This is a genomic window from Singulisphaera photorubra, assembly GCF_045290345.1.
Classification (GTDB): Bacteria; Planctomycetota; Planctomycetia; order Isosphaerales; family Isosphaeraceae; genus Singulisphaera.
The window spans coordinates 7359918-7378951 of sequence record NZ_CP155447.1; the positions used below are offsets into that span (position 1 = coordinate 7359918).

6 protein-coding genes are annotated in these 19034 nt (G+C 63.1%); all 6 read right to left on the reverse strand.

Annotated elements, in window-relative coordinates; translation table 11 throughout:
* Positions 1-123: 123 nt before the first annotated feature.
* Positions 124-1830, reverse strand: a complete 1707-nt coding sequence (locus V5E97_RS27745; RefSeq protein WP_406694806.1) for a SpoIIE family protein phosphatase — start codon at positions 1828-1830, stop codon at positions 124-126.
* Between the two features lie 46 nt (positions 1831-1876).
* Positions 1877-3622 carry a protein kinase domain-containing protein gene (locus V5E97_RS27750; protein WP_406694807.1) on the reverse strand — a complete coding sequence of 582 codons (1746 nt, stop codon included), beginning with the start codon at positions 3620-3622 and terminating at the stop codon, positions 1877-1879.
* 354 nt (positions 3623-3976) lie between these two features.
* Positions 3977-4765, reverse strand: a complete 789-nt coding sequence (gene drmC, locus V5E97_RS27755) for a DISARM system phospholipase D-like protein DrmC (RefSeq protein WP_406694808.1) — start codon at positions 4763-4765, stop codon at positions 3977-3979.
* A gap of 237 nt (positions 4766-5002) precedes the next feature.
* A complete protein-coding gene (gene drmA, locus V5E97_RS27760; RefSeq protein ID WP_406694809.1) occupies positions 5003-10339 on the reverse strand; it encodes a DISARM system helicase DrmA in 5337 nt (1778 codons plus the stop codon).
* A 33-nt stretch (positions 10340-10372) separates the two neighbouring features.
* Positions 10373-14779, reverse strand: a complete 4407-nt coding sequence (locus V5E97_RS27765; RefSeq protein WP_406694810.1) for an Eco57I restriction-modification methylase domain-containing protein — start codon at positions 14777-14779, stop codon at positions 10373-10375.
* 422 nt (positions 14780-15201) lie between these two features.
* Positions 15202-18696: a DISARM system SNF2-like helicase DrmD gene (gene drmD, locus V5E97_RS27770; protein ID WP_406694811.1), complete on the reverse strand. Its 3495-nt coding sequence runs from the start codon at positions 18694-18696 to the stop codon at positions 15202-15204.
* Between the last annotated feature and the right edge of the window lie 338 nt (positions 18697-19034).

Below are 19034 nucleotides of genomic sequence, written 5' to 3' on the forward strand. Positions count from 1 at the left end.
CTGCGCTTGCCTTGTCAGGCGAGCGGGGAGCGTCAGCTCCCTGTCTTTTTTTTGCATGTTTGCGCGGAAGTGGAGCCGAAGGCAGAGAGCTGACGCTCTCCGCTGGCGTCGCTGGATCATCGCTCAACCGGCCGTCGGTCCGAAGCAGATCAGGGTGATGTCATCGGCCTGCGGGTGGCCTGCGGAGAATTCACGAATGTCCTGGAGAATCGAGCGCCCGACGGCTTCGGGGCTACCGGGCGACTCGGCCAGCCGTTTCAGGAGCCGGCGGTTATCGCGGGAGTCGTACAGTTCCTCACGCGTGCTCCGCGCGTCGGTCACGCCGTCGGAGTGAATCACGGCAACGTCGCCCGGGTTGAGCGTGACTTCGGTTTCCTGGTAGGACGAGTAGTCCATGATTCCGAGCGGGAACCCGGCGATATCCTCGCCGATCTCCTCGACGGTTCCGTTGGCCCGTCGGATCAGGATGGGCAGGTGCCCGGCCGAGCAGAGCGTGAGCTTCCGACTCTTGGTGTCGAGGATGCTCAGGCTCAGGGTGATGAATTTCTCTTCGATCCCGGCGGCGTAGAGCAGGCTGTTCAGCTCAGTGGCCGCGGTACCGGGCGCGTCCTTGGTCAGGATGCAGAACCGGGTATCGCCCGAAAACTTGGCCATCATCAGGGCGGCGGCGACTCCCTTGCCCGAGACGTCTCCCAACGCGAGTGCCCAGCGGTCGTTGGAGAGCTTGACGAAGTCGTAATAGTCACCGCCGACCTCGTAGGCCGGGTCATAGTGGGCGAAGAACTCGAACCCGGGGACCTTGGGGACCGACTGCGGCAGGAACCGCTTCTGAACTTGCTCGGCCAGCTTCAGGTCGCGTTCCATCCGCTCGCGTTCCAGCAACGTCTCGTGCATCGCCGCGTTCTGGACGGCGATGGCGGCCTGGCTGGCAACGGCCGCCAGCACGTCGAGGTCTTCTTGCAGGAACTGCTTGCGGTCGCTGGTGTCGAGCTGGATGATGCCGAGCGCCTGGTTGTCGGGGGTCAAGAGCGGCACGCACATGACCGAGCGAATCTTGAGGTCGGCGATCGAGGCACTCGTGGGCAAGTTCTTGTCGTTGCCGGCGTCCTGACTGAGCACCGCCTTCTTCTGGCCGAGCACGTGGTTGACGATCGACCGACTGATGCTCATCGGGATTTCGTCTTCGGGAATCGCCGCGAACGCCGACGAAGTCCGGCGGTTCGGGCGATACTTGAACGCCTTGCGGACCAGCCGCTTGGTGTTCGGGTCGAGCAGGATCAGAAAGAGACGCTCGGCCTGGGGGAAAAGCTCCATCAACGAGTCGAGGATCTTGGGGGCGACGGTATCGATCCGTAGCTCGGTCGACAGACTGCGGGTGATCTCGAGAATCGCCTTGAGCTTGACTTCGGGGCGGACGGCACTGGCCAGGGCGCTCGAACGCGAGGCGTCGAGCGTGTGCATGTTCGGGTCGTCGATCTCTTCCTCGGTCACGACCATCACGTCACCCGTTTCGCGGGGGCCGGTCTCCTTGGGCGGGATGGTGTAGTAGAGGAATTCCACGTCGCAGATGTTGATGCGATCGCCCGGCTGGAGCGGGTGGTCCTTGCCGGGCTCGACCCTGCTATTGTTGACCTTGGTCAGGTTCCGGGAGTGGAGGTCGGCCAGGAAGAACTTCTCCCCCACGCGGCGGACCTCGGCGTGTCGTCGGCTCACCCCATTGGGGTCGAGAACGATGTGACACTCGGGCGAGCGACCAATGACGGTCACATCTCCCTTCAGCTCGATGATTTGCCCGGCGGGGTGACCGGTGACCCGTTTCAGGATCGCCATACGAAGAACTCCGTTGACGCGACGGACCGCGGGATAAGAGTGGGTTTCAACCGAGTCGGCTTCGACCTAGCGGCTCGCGGAGCTCGACATTATACAGCCTCTGAAGCAGGTTCGCCTGGATTTCACGAAGTCCCTGAGGAACTCGGCCCATCCCACGGTCTCGAGCGTTCGCGGCCTGCGCGGTGACTTCGAGCGAGAGCTCGAGGAGGGCCGGGTCGATGACCGTTTTGGGGTCGAGGTTCTTGGAGCCGAGCCCGGCGATCACGTCCTCGACTTTACCGTCGAGGGCGTCGACGGCGGCCTGAACGATGACGGCCAACTCCTCTTCGTGCATTCGGTCGGTGTTCCAGCGCCCGAGCTCGGCGGAAAAGGCCCGGAGCCGGTCAGCATCTTTGCGGCGGAGGAGCTCTCTGGCAAGCTGGATGTATGCCTTGGAGGCCCACTCGCGGGCGCTGGGGAAATGGCCGGGGACTGCGAGCCAGGCCGCTTCCTGATCGGTCTTGGCAACATGAAGCTGAGCGTAGCGATACTGGGCTTCGGGGCTGCTCTGCTTGAGGATGTCACGCCACTCGGGGACCATCCAGAGCGCGGGCATGGCCACTGGCTGGGGAGCTGACCCCGAGATCAGGTCGGGAGTGCGAGTCAGCCAGCCCCAGAGGAGCCCGATCACCAGGCAGCCCGAGATCAGGCCCGTCATCTGGGCGCTGCTCAGTCGAATCGCCGACAGACGGACCCGTAATCCTGGTCCCGCGGGGCGAACTCGGGGAGGCTTCGGGGTGGGGGACGCCACCACGGAAGCGGAGGCGGAGGCCGTTGATCCATTACCGATGCCTGCCAGGTCGGCGTCGGGGACGGTGACCGTCGTCGCCTGCAAAGAGTCGCGAATCTTTGCCAGATCGCGGAGCATCTCGGCGGCCGACTGGTAGCGATCCTTCGGCTTCTTCTCCATCAACTTCATGACCAGCCGCTCGAGCTCGGCCGGAATCTCAGGGCGGTGAACGATCGGGCGGACCGCCGTGTCCTTGACGTGCTTCAAGGCCACCGCGAGCGCGGTCTCCGCGCGGAACGGAGGGGTCCCCGTCAGCATGTGGTAGGCCGTCACCCCGAGCGAGTAGAGGTCGCTCCGATGGTCAAGCGCATGCCCTTGCGCCTGCTCAGGGCTCATGTACTGGGGTGTTCCCATCGTCACACCTGGCTGCGTCAGGTGGATCTTGTCGGCATCCGAGTCGCGGCAGAGACCAAAGTCGGCCACTTTGACCTGTCCCTTGCGGGTCAGCAGCAAGTTCTCGGGCTTGATGTCGCGATGAATCAGGCCAATCTCACCGGCCGCGCCGATGGCCACTCCGGTCTGCTTGATGATCGAGAGTGCCAGGGGCAGGTCGAGTGCCCCCTTTTTGATGAGGAATTCGCGGAGGTTCGTCCCCTGCACATACTCCATGGCGATGAAGCGAATGTTGTCCACACAGCCAAGCATGTAGACGTGGACGATGTTCGGGTGATTCAAGCGGGCCACGGCGGTGGCCTCGGCTTCGAATCGGCTGAGGTACGTCGGGTTATTGAGCATGTCGGTGCGGAGCACCTTCAATGCCACGGGGCGGTTCAGGCTGATCTGGCGCGCCAGATAAACCTCACCCATCCCACCACGCCCGAGGAGGCGTTCGACCTCAAAGTCGCCGAGCGTCTTCCCGGTCAAGTCCCGAGTTTTCCCGGCCGTCTCGGTCGCACCCGAGTCGTCCCAGGCGGCTGTCTCGTCGACCGACTTTGAGTCCGGCTTCTCCGACGAATCGCTCATGGCATACCCGGACCACCAGGACAAAGGCGACGTCCCGGAGTCCCCCCTAATGACGATTCCGTTCCCTCCGATCCCACACGCACCCCTAGTTTACGACAAGCCTCGCGCCCGCGTGAAGAGCGTTGCCGACGGCCCGCGATTTCCGCGTCAAGAGCCGAGCGGGGAGCCTAAGTTTCCTATCTTCTCTCGCTTCGCCTTGCGTGATGCCTGGATGCTGCGAACGCTCGCCTTTCAGGCGACCGTTTGCTTTCGATTCGTTTCTTCCAGGTTCCAGGCGGGTGGCGGACGAAAATCAGGGAGACAGTGGTTCCGCGGGCTCCAACCGAGCGAAAACTTGCTCGGGGACCTCGGATTTCAATCGATCGGGAGGGGACGGAGGTATCCCTCGTGGATGAGCCGATGGAAATACCCCGTCAACTGGCGACCCAAGACTTCGCTTCGGAGTCGAAGTCCCGCCTCCAGATTTCGTTGGAAGGCGGCCGTGGTGAAATTCGCGGATCCGAGATAGACCCAGCGGGCGTCGAGCACGATCAGCTTGGCATGGACACTGGCGAGCCCCGCCCCTTGATTCTCCAGGGAACCAGGGAAGTAATAGAGCTCTGGCTTGGGGTGGAACGGCCAACTGGACCTCAGGAACTCGGCGCTGAATTTTCGGACCGTCTGTTCCGGTGATCGATCCCGATCGGGGTGAACGTTCACGACGATGGTGACGGCCAGGTCGGGATCTCCGGCCATCCGGTGGGCCAACGGCTCGAAGATTCGCCCGCTGCCGTGGAACGCATAACCGACGAGCAGGACGGACTTCCGCGCGGACTCGAACAACTCGCGGACCACCACGCGCGTGTCTCGACTTGTCATCCCCTGAACGTCCGGCCCGGTCAGGATGAGCTCCGGGCGCGAATCGGCCTCGGCCGCGCGGCGACGCTCGTCCCGCACGAGCCGGATCGCCGCGATCATCCCCTCGATCGTGCCAAATCGCCGCGACGCTTCGGGCAACCAACTCAGGAGCCGCTCGGCCTGCATCCCCAGGCCGGCCTTCCGAATTTGCTGTAAGCCGGTGCCCGGCTGGATCGTCCCGAGTGCCAGGGCATCAAGGAACAGGTCGAGCTCATGGTCCGTCAGCCGCACGATTTCCGAGAGCATGGAATTCCTCACGAAACGGATTCTGTCGCAAGGAAACCGGGCCGTCTGTCTGCTCCAGAGGCCGAAATTCGCGGGCAAAACTCGTTCCCACGCTCTGCGTGGGAATGCCGTTTTGGCCGCTCCGCGGCCCCACCGGCCGGGGAAGAAAGACGACGCAGAGCGTCGCGGACGGCATTCCCACGCAGAGCGTGAGAACGAGATCCCAGTATCCTTGCAACAGTCTCACGCAACGAAACCTCAAGGCATGGCGAAGAACTCGGCCCCCTGGCAAGCGACGGTCGGGACAACGAAGCTGCGATCGAGGAAATCGTTGAAGAACTCGCAACTCGTCTCGCTGATCAGCAAACATCCATGGCACGCGGCCCCTTGCAGATACCGGCGCTCGTTGGCATCGCCGGCGTCGTGCTGGGCACAGATCGGATCATTCGAGCATAACTGCCCCATCTCGAGCGCGGCCTTCAGGTAGTGCCCGATCGACTTGGCGGCGCTGGCCAGCCCGCCGAGCGTGCCGTGCGAATCCGGGCTGGCCGTGTAGAGCAGGATGCCATACCCCTGGTCCTCGTTCGCGTAGATTCGCTCCTTGATCGACGAGGCCGGGTAGCCGCATTCCAGTGAGATCGCGTTGATCAAGAGATGCGAGAGCGAGTGAAGCATGATGTGCGGAGCGCCGAAGAAGTCGCGACTGCCAATCTCGTGCTCGATACACCACTGTTGGAGGCCGCGCTCAAGCTTTTTGGCCTGATTTTTCACGTCCTCTCGCTCTTTCCATCGATCGACCGCCTCCTTGTTGAACTGAAGGAAGAGCCCCTCCCCTTTGTTCTCGATGGCGGGGATCCAGTTGGCGTTGATCCCGAGTTTCGCCGGCTTGAGGTTGAGGTCGAACTCGCCGTCGATGTCCGGCGAGATGTAGTCGAACCTCGTATAGCCGACCAGGGCCGTCACCTCGCGAAGGCGGTGGACGATGAGGACCCGTTCCAGGTCTTGGGTCAGGTCGTTGGCCCACTGGGCTTTGGGATACTCCTCGGCATAGAAGACGCTGCTATGTTCGTTCTTGCCGATGTTCGTTTGACCGCACGAGAGCAACTCGAACTCGGCCTCCTTGATCTTGCGAGCGGGTGGCCCCTCCTGCCCCGCTCTCCGATCCTTGATGACCTGCATGACCTCGTCGTTGTCGAATCCATCGAGCGTTGCCGCGACCTCGGGGATCCCCCGCACTAAAACCAGCGTGCTCAGATCCTTGACGATCAGCAGTTCCCTATTCCAGAGTTTTCCCACGGCGGCGTGAAGCGCCTGGCTTCGATCGGGCATCGAGATGACGCTGAGTTTTTGGGAGAAATAGGCGTTGCTCGCGGTCCGGATCAGGAGCCGGCTGGTTTCATTGCATTCCCGGTCCGGCTCGGCGGCGCTTCCCAGCCACTGCTGTGCGCCATCGCACCGGCCGAGCGCGGGGTTGTTCTTACCCGCCGCCTGACTGATGAGTCGGGTGGCACCGCATCCACACCTGACCCGTAGCTCAGTCAACTCTCCCGTGGTCCCCATGTCGTCGAGCCAGAGGGTCTGGATACATTCCGACTTCGCTTGATGAACGAAGTTACGCCAGTCGATATCCCCCATGTGTCCGTTCTTGCAGGCGCGGATGAACCGGATCGGGACTACCGAGAACTTCTTGGTTTTCGAGGGATCTTTGAAGTCCGGCCCGTCATAGAGACCAGTCTGCGTGTCGACGTACTGCAACGGGACCATCATCCTGGTCTGAAAGACGCGGCCGTCCCTGTCACGCCCCGACTTCGTCTCCTTGGTGAGCGACCATCGCGGGAACCGCCAGGCGACGACGCCTTTCCAGGTCGTTTCATCGGGCATCTTGTCGGAGACCTGCGGCGTTACGAGCTCGATCGTGTCTAGACCGAGGACCGACTTGGCCTTGGCCTCGAGGCGTGGTTCGGAAATTCGCGTTCCCCGCTCCCAGAAGTCGAGCCCCCCAAGGACCGCGGCGAACCAGGGGAGGTCGATCATCGCGCCGGGGCCGTAAGTCGTGACGAGCTGGCTCACGCGTAACGACGAGATCGTCGTCCGTACCCCTTTGATCTTGATCGTCCCCTCGGTCTGATCGAAGCGACGCGGGAGCAAGGCGACGTTGGCCTCGACGTCCCGCATCGACCGGGGCGCCTTGAACTGTTGTCGCGCCGGTTTCAGTTCGACCAGCTTGGGATCGAGCATCTCGTGGAGCAGCTTCCGCGTCGTGGAGAGCTTGTCCACCGTGTAGTTCAGGCTCACCTGCTCGTGCTTCAGGTCCTCGGCATAGTTGGACCAGGTGTCGAGGAGGCCGCGGACCTTTTGGTAGACCGCGGTCTGTTCCAGGGGGCCTTCGCCGGCTCCTTCGATCTGGAGCAACCGGGCGCGTTCGGCGATCGTCCGGGCGACGTCATTGAGATGGACGCCATGATCGAGGATTTTCAGGGCCTCATGGTCCCGGATCATGAAGTCGTGGCCGAGCCTGGCCAGGGCCGTCGTGACGGCAAACAAGGCCCGGTCGAGTGCCCGGGGCGAGAACGGGGTGACGCTCGTGGCTTCCACGTTGCGGTAGAAGGTCTCGTGGAAGAACCGGAACCGCTCGTAGTGCGAGCGGTCGCGCGGGCGGTTGATATTGAAGATCGTCACGATCAGGCCCGGCTTATCCGCGCGTCGGCCGACACGTGAAGTCGCCTGGATGTATTCAGACGTCATCTTCGGCTGGGCGAACACGGCCATCAGGCCGAGCCTCGGAATGTCGAGGCCGACCGAGATCATGTTCGTGGCGAGCGCGATATCGACCCGGCCGTCTTCGTGGAACGGGCGATTCAAGGCGTCCTTGGCGGCGGACACCTCGTCGGTGCCATAGCGCGACGTCAGCTCACGGATCTCGCGCTCCAGCGTTCGCTCGACGAACGGGGAGTCGGGATCATTGAGACGATGGTGGGTGCCGTACAGTTTCAGACGGGTCGTCAACTCGTCTTCGATCAACCGCCGCGTGCCTCCCAACTCGCGCAGACTGTTGAAGTATCCGAGCATCGTCATATAGGGATCGGCGGGATTGTTCTTGTTCCTGTCGCCGCCATTCTGCTGATAGAGCCGGTAGGCCGCCGACATCAAGGCGAGGTACGTCTTCAAGAGCACCCGCTTCGCACTCCGCCCCTGGGCGGCCACTCCCAGGTAGAGCCGGGCCGGGGTGGCGCTGGCCGGTACCGTCACCGCGAAGAACGAGTGGTTTCGATCCGGCCCGGGAGGTGGGAAGATCTGAACCGAAGGCCGACCGAACAAGGCGAGGATCTGATCGGTCGCCCGGCGCACCGTGGCCGTCGACGACACGATCTTGGGCCCATGCTGATTCTTGTCGCGGCACAGGCTTTCAATCGCCGTCTCATATAACCCGGCGATCGTCCCCAGCGGGCCCGAGATCAGGTGGAGCTCGTCCTGAATGACCAGTTCGGGCGGAGGCAAGTAGGCGTCCAGCTCGACGCCGGTGCCGCTGTCGCAATCACCGAGAAATCCGACCCCGCGTCGGAATTGCTTGACCCGGCCGAAGAGCTTGGCAATCTCCCCCTTCCAGGGCATGCCGGCGAACTTGTCGACGGTGGCGATCAGGAAGCCCGGCAGGCGCTTGTAGATCGGCTCGTCCACCATGTGGATCGGGAGGGCCTGGTCCCCGCTGAACTCGCAGCCGTCACCCAGGCAGGTGATTCGCAGCTCCTCGGCCTGGTCCTGATCCGGATGCAGGTGGAAGCTGTCGGGCTTGAAGCCTGCGCCGCACCAGGGGCATTTCTCGAGCGGAACGGGCGGTCGAGGGGCACGCCCTTGTTTGTATTCCAGGACCTTCGAGACCACGCCGAACTTGTCGCCCGGTTTGCCCATCGCATTGGGCGTGGCGCCCGAGCCGACCCAGAGGCCGATCTCGAACGGCCAGGTGCCCAGCTCGTTGGGGGCCTTCTGCCGCATCAGCTCGAGCGCGCAGACCAGGGACGCGGCGCGCGAGAGCTGGTCGAGGGTCAGCAGCCTGAGCGTGTAGCGCATCAGGACCGTCACCCCGGCATACTTCGGAATCGCACCCGCGACCCCGGCGCGGAACCGGCGATGGATCAAGGTGAAGGCCGCCAGGCCGAGGTACGCTTCCGTCTTGCCGCCCCCGGTGGGGAAGAAGAGCAGGTCCACCGTGCGGCGGTCGGCCGAGTCGGGCTCGATGATCCCCTTGAGGTTCAAGAGAAAGAAGGCAAGCTGAAACGGCCGCCAGGTCGGCTCGTCGACCTGGTCGGGGCGGACTCCTTTTTGCAACGCATCCCGGCGCCGGGCCTGCCGGGCCATCGCCTCGTTGGCCAGGGTGAACGCCCGGAACACTTGGGGATCGGCTAATGACTCGATCCCCTGGCGAATCCGTCGGGCCGCGCATCGGGCACCGTCGAGCAAGGTGGCACATGTCTCGACGCGATTCGGATAATGCAGGCTTTCCGCCGGTTGATTTTGCGTCGGTATCCAGGCTTCATACTGCTCCACCAGCCCGATCAGCGCCTCGTGTGCCGCCGCGGGTGAGGCCAGTTTCGCGAGCGATTCCATACCGAGCGTGATCTGCGTTAACTTCGCCGGCTCGACACGTTCCACCTCGGCTTTGGGAATCCAGGCGGTTCGGACCGTTCGGCATAGATTCGACGCATCGATTTTCGCCACGGCCGAGACGTTATGGCCGACGGCGAACTCATAAACGTTCCCGTACTGGAGATCGGCCACGCGGTCGTCGATGTCCGACGAGTTGAGCCCGCTCAGGCTCGGCCGGGGCACGAATCCTTCGCCGCAGGCGACGGTCAGCTCGGCCTGGAACGCCATGCTCTGGTCCTTCGCGGCGCCCGTGGTCGGCGGCCGGGTGTTGACCAGGAAGACGTTGACCGTGTGGGCGCCGTCGGGAACGAGCGTCGCATCGAGCGCCTCGCGGGGCGCCGGGCGGCTGAGCCAGACCAGTCGGAGACCGTCGGAGCTGGGGACGGCCTTCTCGCGGGGGCCGTCGAAGTGGCCGTCGATGGGGAGCGTCACGGTCTGCTCGTGCGGCTGCCGCGACCACGAGCCGATCTTCCGCGGTTTCTTGGGCTTGGCCCCGTGGGGAAGCGCCTCGAGCACGAGCGATTCGTCTTCGGCGTCGGGCGTGCCATCGGCCTTGGCATACTCGGGGTGATAGTCGCCCCAGCGGACGGTGATCTGCAACCCGCGGCACTTGCGCGGCACGAGCAGGCTCAGGCCGATCGAGGACGGCAGGACCTGGCGCTTGCTGATGATGATGGCGGCCTTGTCCGAATCGTCCATCGGGTGCGCATCGGACGTCGGATCGTCGACCGGGTCGTCGTCCTCGTCGAGCAGGTCTTCGTCGTCTTCCTCCTCGTCCTTGGGGAGGTCATTCGAGGGCCGGGCCCTGGGGACGAGGAAGCCGGTGAGATACCAGCGCGATGGACTCTGGTCGAGCCGTTCGAGCGCCCGGGCCGGGTCGTGGATCGGGCCGACCAGGTCCAGGACCAGGGCTTCCACGAGCTTGTCTCGAACCTCGGAGGATGTCATCATCGCCATTCCTGTAGAGATCGATGAGGGAAGACGTCAACCGTCGTCGTCGGATTCCCCATTATCGTCGACGTCCTCGTCATCAAGGACGCTCTCCTCGTCGTCGCCCGCCAGGTCGGCCAGGGGGGTGAGGCCGGCGAGGCGTTCGGACTCGGCCCGGGCCTTGTTCAGCAGGAGGAGCCGGGCGAGAACCTCGTCGCGGACCTCGGGACGCCAGCGATAACGCCAGGGAAGCTTAGCTCCCGCTTCCAGCTCGGATGCAAACGCGAGGGCTTCCGCGGCCGACTCGAAGAAATAGCGGCCCGTCTCGAGGCGTTCGAGCGTGTCGGGCATGGCGTCATCGGCCGCTTCGGACTCGCAGTAGTCGAGGTCGAATCCGCAGGTCGTGTCGATGTCGGGCCAGCCATAGGCCGCCAGCACCGCGCGGTCCATCGCCGTGTGCAGGTCGCGCAGGCGGACGATCTCGGGTGAGCGTTCCTTGGGGTCGTGGAAGCGGTTATAGGTTTTTGTGAGACCTTTGGTGGAAACAGCCATCAATTGGGCGCGATAGTCGTAGTATTCTTGGCCGATGGCCTCAAGAGATGCGTTGGTTTCCCAGCCGTCGGGAAAGGGAAAGGTTTCGAAGCAGTCGGTATTGGAGTAGTTCAGATCGTCCTTCATTGTTGATGTAGTGAATCTGGCCCACAAATCATGGCAAGAAGATTGGAGAATTGAGAAGTTCTTAGCTGACGCATGTTTAAAAATCATAAGTTTGTGGGTGAATACATGATTTGATGAAATGAAAGTGAAAGAGAGCTTGTTTGTGACGATTGGCGCGACTAGGACGTGGTCCTGCTCTCTTATGGCGCTATACAGCTCGGAGCGTGATCGCCAATGTTGCCACCACGGCCAAGCGGCCACATCCTTCGCCTTCTTTAGCCGTTCAGGTCTAACCTTCAATTCTAGAAGTTTCATGAGACTTGGCCACCGGCGAGCGTCCAGTTCAGTCATTTCGTTGAAATTGATGACATAGCGATGATTTGCGTGTGTCGGGCTGTCATTGACCTCTTTGCCGCCGATATAGGGGAAAATTCGTTCCTGATTGCGAGGATCGGTCGCTATCAATTCCTCCATAGAGACGGTCCTTTCGCCCGACTTCGCCAATTCGTCAGCCTTCGCTAGTGTGATCGGGCTAGCTATGCCCGTCTTGTCGGTATCGTCGAATGTGAATCCCATCCCAAGGATGTAGCTGCCGACGAAGCTCTTTCTAAGATTGGCGTGGAGGCGGGTCGGATCCTCGTGCCCGCCACTGTGAAAGAGGAAGGCTGTGATGCAGGGCACATTATGACCATCGAGTTCGATAGGCCCAGTTGTACCTCCCTTGTGGATGTGAACCACACTCACGACGACAGCTGCCTCGCCGGGCCAATTGACCCGTTTTCGAGCTGCGTAGATCGTGCCGCCTTGATTGCAGATCCATCGCAAACCAGTCGATCGCGTATCCCCTTGTCCGATAGTGTTTGTAGCAATCAGACCAAATACACCTTCTTCGCGCAAGAGGTCATAGGCCCGTCGGTAGAAGAAGGCCACGATGTCGGCATTTCCCTTGGATTGTAGATAGCCGGTAGTCAGCCAATTCAGGTATTCTACACCGTAGCCGCCTCGAATCTTACGGCCACCCATGAACGGCGGGTTGCCGACGATCGCATCAAAGCCCCCATCCGCTTGCCGCTCCAGCGAGCCATCGGCCCTTGGCCCTAGAAACACCTCCGGGAACTCGACCTCCCAGTGAAACGGGTCCAGCGGCGTCTCCATCCTCTGCAAGACCGATGAAGCCTGTTCGATCTCGCGTCGCAGGACCAGCCGGGTGGGCATGTCGATCGCGTCGTTCAGGTAGTCCCGGATCGTGAGACTAAGATCGTCGCGACGACGTTCCTTGGCCGAGGCGGTGCCTCCCTCGAAGAAGACGCCGATGACCGCGTCGCCGAGGAAACGGAGGAAGTCGAGCGGTTTGTCGGCCTCGACGCGGAGGTCGCTGAGCTTCTGGTAGCTGGTGAAGTCGCTGGCCGTGAGGATCTGCTCTCGCCGTTTGAGCACTTCGGCCACGCGATGGCGGAGGCTGGCGGAGACGAACCCCTGCTGGGCGTCGGGCGCCCAGTGGCAAGCCTCGATCTGAGCGAGGGAGAGGCCGACGAGGGAATCGCCGTGGCGGAAGTTGTGGTCGAGGAACGAGAAGGCGTGGTCCTTGGCCAGGGTGGCCAGCCAGAGCGAGAGCTTGGCCAGGTCCATGGCCATCCGGTTCTTGTCCACGCCGTAGAGACAGCGCTGGGCGATCAGGCGGCTGGCGAACAGGATCGGGGTCTCGTCGGCCGGAATTCGAGGCGGATTGCCGTGGTGGCTCCAGGCCTCGACGAGCAGCCTGGCGAGTTGACGCATCGCCTCGACCAGGAACGCACCGGAGCCCATCGCGGGGTCGCAGACCTTGAGGGCGAGGATCGCCTCGGGGGTCGGGTTCGGGCCGAGCCGGCGGAGGATCGGCTCGAGGGCCTTGGTCACGATCGGGCCCGTGAGCGTCCGGGGCGTGTAGTGCGAGCCGGAGCGCCGCCGCTCGGGGCTCGGCTGGAACACCAATGAGCCCGCCGGCACCGGCGCGGGGGTCAGGCGGCGATCGATCAGGCGATCGAGCGCGGCGGCCAGATCGTCCTCGGAGCGGGCGTTGCGCAGCGCCGTCGCGGCGGCGGTGGGCAGCTTGCGGTCGGTGAGCTTCTTGAACCGTTCGGCCCGCTTGGTGGCCGGCGCGGCCAGCAATTCCTCGAGGTCGACCGTCACGGGCGCACCGTTCCGCTTCTCGGGACGGATCGCGACCGAACGGCCCCTGGCCGTCTCGACCCGGTAGCCCATGATCGCCTCGTAGACCGAGCCGATCTGCTCGACTTCGAGCGAGCGATAGCTGAGGCGTTCTTCCTTGAGATAGAGCAGGTTGCGGAGCACGCGGAGGATGGTGCCGTCGGGGACGCGCGGTAGGTGGCGGGTTTCGATGGCGGTCTCAGTCTCAGTTTCGGACTCGGCCTGAACGTCGATCGACGGGCCTTCCAGGAAGGGGAAGCGGTCGGGTCGGAACAGGTCGCCGTGCCGCGCGGGGATAGTCACGCGTCGGGAATCGGGCGTGGGCTTGCTGAGGTCTTCGTAGGCGACTCCGCCGTAGACCAGGCGGAAGAGCGCCACGAGGTGGGCCCAGGCGCCGTAGCGTTGGTCCATCGTGTCGGGATGGCGGGCCTCGTCCTCGACCAGTCGCGCAAACAGGCCGGCAATCGAGTAGTTCTCCATGAAGAGGGCGTCGGCCGGGAACATTTCGCGCTCTTCGGCGTAGAGCAGGAAGACCAGGCGCATCAGGACGGTGAGCAGCCCTTCGTAGATCTCGTGGGTCCGGTCGGACCGGTCGCGGAGGCCGCGCAGGAGCAGGCCACGCGACTCCTCGTCGGCGGCCTCGAACCCTTTCAAGAGCTCGAACAGGGCGGCCAGCACCTGTTCGGCGAGCTGGGTCGAGACCTCATTTTGAAACTTGCGACTCTCGGCCAGGATGTGGTGGAGCCGCTGACGGCTCGGAAGCTGATGGATTCTTTGATGGCTGAGGATCGCCTTGAGCGCCGAGCAGGCGAGGCGGCCGGCCGGTTTCAGGAGCGGGTCGAGCGGGAACGTGATGTAGCCCGACTGCTGTTCCTCGGGCCGGTAGACCAGGCGCAAGGTCGTGCCCTGAACGATCAGGCCGAGCGGGATCCCGGTTTCGTACAAGAGCCGCTCGAATTTTTTCTGGGGCGATTCGACCCAGGTCGTGTCGTCGGCCTCGGGGGGCTTGCGATCGAGGTCGACGTCGGGCGGGACGTCCAAGCCGAGCAGGCACCACGGTGTTGAGCCGGCATCGTCGGGAGCCTGCTGAGGCCAGCGGTAGGCGAAGCTCGGTTCGAGCGTGTCGTCGTACTGGGGCAGGTCGTGACGAAGCTCGTCGGGCACGGGCGGTTCGAGGGGAGTGTCGCCTGCGTCGGATTCTGGGGTGAGTTCTTGTTGGTGGCCCTGGCCGGCGAACATCCGGGCGGTGGGGCTGGGCCGAAAGACATCGAGGAGGTTTGGCTTCCAGTCGAGGAAGCCGGTCAGGAATTCGCTTGTGGATCGGAGCGTGCGCGGTGGGTTTTCGTTGTCCGTCGATTCGTCGTCGGTGGCGGGCCGGGGAATGGTCAGGGCTTCGAGGGCGCGTTGCGCGTCGGCGGCCTGGAGGGGGAGCTCGATCTGGGCCGCGCGGAGGGCGCTGGGGGAGAAGACGAGACCGAGCGAGACCGGCTTGAGGTAGTTGAGCCAGAGGTTGTGGGTGTAGAGCGTCCGGTCCTTGGAATTGGTGTTGGCGTTGGTTTTTGCTCCGCGCGGAGTCGTCGCCGTGGCGGTGGTTGGGGTCGCTCGTCGTCTCGCCATGGATCCGAGTCTTTCCGCGAATTTCGATTGTTGGGCTGGATTCGTGTGTTGGTGCTACGAGTTTCGGAGTCTTCAGAGCGTCTCACTTTTGCGAGACTGTCGCAAGGATACGGGGATCTCGTTCCCACGCTCCGCGTGGGAATGCCGTCCTCGACGCTCCGCGTCGTCTTCCCCGGCGGGCGGGGCCGCGGCGCGGCCTGAAAGGCAACGCGTTTCTCCCGCGAATATCGACCTCCGGGGCAGACAGACCGCCCAAGGATATCGGGATCGCGTTCCCACGCTCTGTGGTGTCTTCCCCGGCGAGTGGGGCCGCGGAGCGGCCAAGACGGCATTCCCACGCAGAGCGTGGGAACGAGTTTCTTCCGCCATTTTCGGCCTCCAGGGTAGACAGACGGCCCAAGGATACTGGGATCTCGTTTCACTCAGCCCATGTCGGGCCAGAGATAGACGATCCCGACGGGTTCCAGACGCACGGTCTGCACGGCGTATCGACCGCGAATCCGGTCGGGCTCTTCGAGAACCTCGCGCTCGATGTCCTTCCTTCGTTTTTCCATGGCCCGTTTCTCGGCGGCGCGTTCGCGACGGGCTCGTTCGTCGTAGATCAGCAGCTTGGGCCCGTCCGCGCCGTCGAATAGCGACGGGCCCGCCTTGGCCTCGCGTTCTTGAGCCTTGCCAAGGGCCGAGGCGTCTTCTCGTTCGCGTTTTTCGAGTTCCAGGTCGATCCGTTTTCGCTGGTCGTTCAACAACTTGAGGAGGCTCTCCGCCTCGTGCTCGCCGGCCCGGAGGAGTTCCCTGCGGATTGACTTCTCGAGGGTGTTCGCCTTCTTCTCCAGGTGGACCTGGAGTTCGCGGACGTCCTGGCCGGCGGTGGTCAGGAGCTCCTGGCGTTTGAGGTCGGTGACGCGGCTCGTGTCGCCCGACAATAATGCGTCGTCGAGCCTTCGCATGAACTCTTCTTCACTGAGCTGATTCGGGTCGACGGGCCGGAGGCCCTTGTTTCGGGTCCCTGGCGGGAACCACTCGGCGCAGACGGCGATCACGTCTTCGTGCAGGCGCGTCGCCTGTTGACCGTAGAGGCAGAGTCGGCCGAGCAGGTAAACCAAGGGGAGTGAGCCCTTCGTCTGGGCAAGACAGGCACGTGAGAGATCTTGATACATGAACCCCTGGGACTGAAACCGCCCCAGGAGTCGCTGGCTGATCCGGTGCTCCAGATGCATGTGGACCGGTTCGATCCGCGGACCACGGTCCGAGTCGGACGTCGGCGCTCCGAGCTGTGTGACCCCTGGGTCTTCGAAGACGATCGGTCGAATCGGGCACCGCGCCTGCCAGGAGCCAAAGTCTTCGCCGCGGCGCCGTGGTGAACGCAGGCTGTTGATCGTCTCGCGCCAGGTCGGATTCTTCTCGAGAGAACTGGTGGGGAAGAGATAACTCCGCGCCTTGGGCCGCTCGGTCGGCTCGGGCGTGAGCCCGCCCTCGATTTCCATGAGCCGGAGCGCACAATCGAGGGCCGCCCGGAATTGCGTTTCTCGGAAGTCGAGCCAGCGTCGGCTCTCCTCCATGATCTTGCGGAGTCGTTCGAGACTCTTCTCGAGCCGCTCCCGGCGGCGGCGATCGATTCGTTCGCGGGCCGATTCTCGCGGCGCCGGCGCAGGGCCGAGTTCGTGCTCGTCGTCTTCCGCGCCCCCCGAAACCTCGGCGAGCGCCAGGGCCGCGCGCTGATCTTCATCGTCGTCGTGGAAGTCGAACATCTTGACCGTGTCGCCAAGCTGAGCCCGTTCGATCCCGCGACGTCGGAGCGTCTGGACCAGGTTCTTGTCGAGGACCGTTCCGAAGCCGCCCAGCTCGCGGTAGATGTTCTCGGTCTTTTCGACGATGCGCCGGAGAATCGTGTCCTCCTCGCGGTTTTCGTAGAGGAAGTAGCGGCAGTAAACCGTCGGCGAGGGCTGGAGCTTGCGGTCGATCCGGCCGTTGCGCTGTTCGAGCCGGGCCGGGTTCCAGGGAATGTCGTAGTGGAACAGGTTGAAGCAGTGCTTCTGAAGGTTGAGTCCTTCACGAGCCGCGTCGGTCGCCAGCAGGATACGCACCGGGTTGACCGTGGGGTCGGTGTTGAACGCCTCTTTAATCTCTTGCCGTTCCTCGAGCGAGGTCGCGCCTTTGTAGACGGCCAGTCGATCGCCGGCTGTATTCATATGGGTGGATTCGAGGTGGGCTTCCAGTTGACGGCGGACGTATGTGAGCGTGTCGTCGTATTCGGTGAAGATCAGAATGCGGTGGCCGGTCCAGCTCGCTCCCGTCGAAGCATTGTTGTTTTTTGGATTGAGCATATTCTGATGAATATAGTCGATGAGCGCCTTGAGCTTCTCGTCCGGCCGGTGGCGCGCCCACTCGGCCATTTCGAGCATCTCGTCGAGCAGCTTCATCTCTTGCGAGAAGGTGGGGTGATCCGGGTTGCCGAGCGTGGCGAGCGTGGCCTTCTCGGTCTGGAGCTCGGCTTCGACGGTCGCAGCATCCTCGACGGGTTCAGTCGCTGTGGACTCGGTCGGGTTCAGGTCGTCCTGAGTGTCATCGTCGGCGTCGAGCCCCCCGCCGATGGCGGCCAGCGCGAGCTCGTCTAGCTCGGTTTCGGCGATCCGACGGCGCTCGCCGTGCTGCTCGAGTTGTTCCTGGATCGTCCGCTTGTGCTTGAGCAAGGTGCGCCAGAAGGCTTCGACGGAGGAAAGGAGCCGCTGCTGCAGGCCCGACTTCAGGAACGCCGATGCGCTACGAATTTTCGCGGGTTCGCCCTGGAGCCGGCCTTCACGGAGCGTGCAATAGATGTCCAGCTTGTTGGCGAGCTCCAACTCCGGTGTGCCTTTGACGGGGGCCTTGATGAGAACCGGCTCGACGACCCGTTGGGGGAAACTGATCTCGAGGTCGCGCAGGTCTTCCTTCAGGCGATAGATCAAGACCTGATCCCGTTCCTTGGCCCCGACCGGGACCCCCCGGCAGAACCGCTGCGGGTCGAGGATCGCCATGAGCGCCGAGAAACTGTTGGAATGCCCGTTATGCGGTGTGGCGGAGAGAAACAGTTTATGTTCAAATTTCGGTGCAATTTCCATGATCCGGCGGGTGAATTGCGACGTGATCGCATAGGCACCTGTCGAGGCCGGCGCGGCGTGGTGGGCTTCGTCGAGAATGAGGAGGGAGCGCGGACGGACAAGGTCACGACCGAGCCAGGTCCGCAGGTCGGCGGCGTAATCCTCGTCCTTGACCAGGTTGTGCGAGATGATGAACCGGTTGTGCGTGGCCCAGGGGTTGACGCTGAAACCACGCTCCTTGCGGATGCGGTGGACGTACGCTCGGTCGATGATCTGAAAGAGCAGGCCGAACCGTGACTCCATCTCCTCCTGCCACTGAAGGAGCATGGAGGGAGGGCAACAGACGACGATGTCGGAGACCTTGCGACGAAGCAGGAGCTCTCGTGCGACCAGCCCCGCCTCGATGGTCTTGCCGAGACCGACGCCGTCGGCCACAAAGAGGTTGACCCGTGGCATCGTGAGAGCCATGCGCAGCGGTTCGAGCTGGTAGTGCTCGATGCTGATCCCGGCCCGGAACGGGGCTTGGAGCAAATCCGTACGTGATGCGGTGACGCGGTTCCATCGGAGAGAGTGGTAGTAGGCCGAGAACTGGTCCGGCGGATCGAAACTCTCGCCTGCGAGGGTCCCCCAATTCTCGGAATCGAGGACCTCGGCATCCTGCTCCTTTTCCCAGATCACTTCGAGCGTACGGCCGAGATTATCGGGATCAATGCACGAAAGTCTCACGATTGTTGAGGAGGTCCCTTCGCAAGGAGAGACGTCGTCGACCAGATATCGTCGCTGTCTCACATGGACGATTTTTCCGACGTCGCGAGGGTCGATGGTGGGTCTGACGGTCATCGAGATTCCATATGCCGTGCGAAGAACCGACGCCGGATTGCGGACAGTCCGTCCGCTGTCGGTCCCTCAAAGGTTATGACAATCGGGATGACCGAACAAGTTTCGCCTTCGTGTTTTCGCTCACCTGAAAGGCGAGCGAAAATCGAAGTCGCGGATGCTCAACGCTCGATTGGGCTCGAAGACAGGGAGCTTGCGCTCCCTGCTCGCCTTTCAGACAAGTGAAAGTTAGAGTCTGTCTCGTAAGTTCAGGGAAACCGAATATTGAAGGCCGTTTGGGTGCCACGGGTTCCGTACTCGGAACCCGTGCGCGCCAGGCCAAGGCATTCCCGCATGGGTTC

Bases quoted from the DNA above. Each gene is read 5' to 3' on its own strand.
- drmA (WP_406694809.1), bottom strand. From the start codon at position 10,339: ATGATGACATCCTCCGAGGTTCGAGACAAGCTCGTGGAAGCCCTGGTC.
- V5E97_RS27765 (WP_406694810.1), bottom strand. From the start codon at position 14,779: ATGGCGAGACGACGAGCGACCCCAACCACCGCCACGGCGACGACTCCG.
- drmD (WP_406694811.1), bottom strand. From the start codon at position 18,696: ATGACCGTCAGACCCACCATCGACCCTCGCGACGTCGGAAAAATCGTC.
- V5E97_RS27745 (WP_406694806.1), bottom strand. From the start codon at position 1,830: ATGGCGATCCTGAAACGGGTCACCGGTCACCCCGCCGGGCAAATCATC.
- drmC (WP_406694808.1), bottom strand. From the start codon at position 4,765: ATGCTCTCGGAAATCGTGCGGCTGACGGACCATGAGCTCGACCTGTTC.
- V5E97_RS27750 (WP_406694807.1), bottom strand. From the start codon at position 3,622: ATGAGCGATTCGTCGGAGAAGCCGGACTCAAAGTCGGTCGACGAGACA.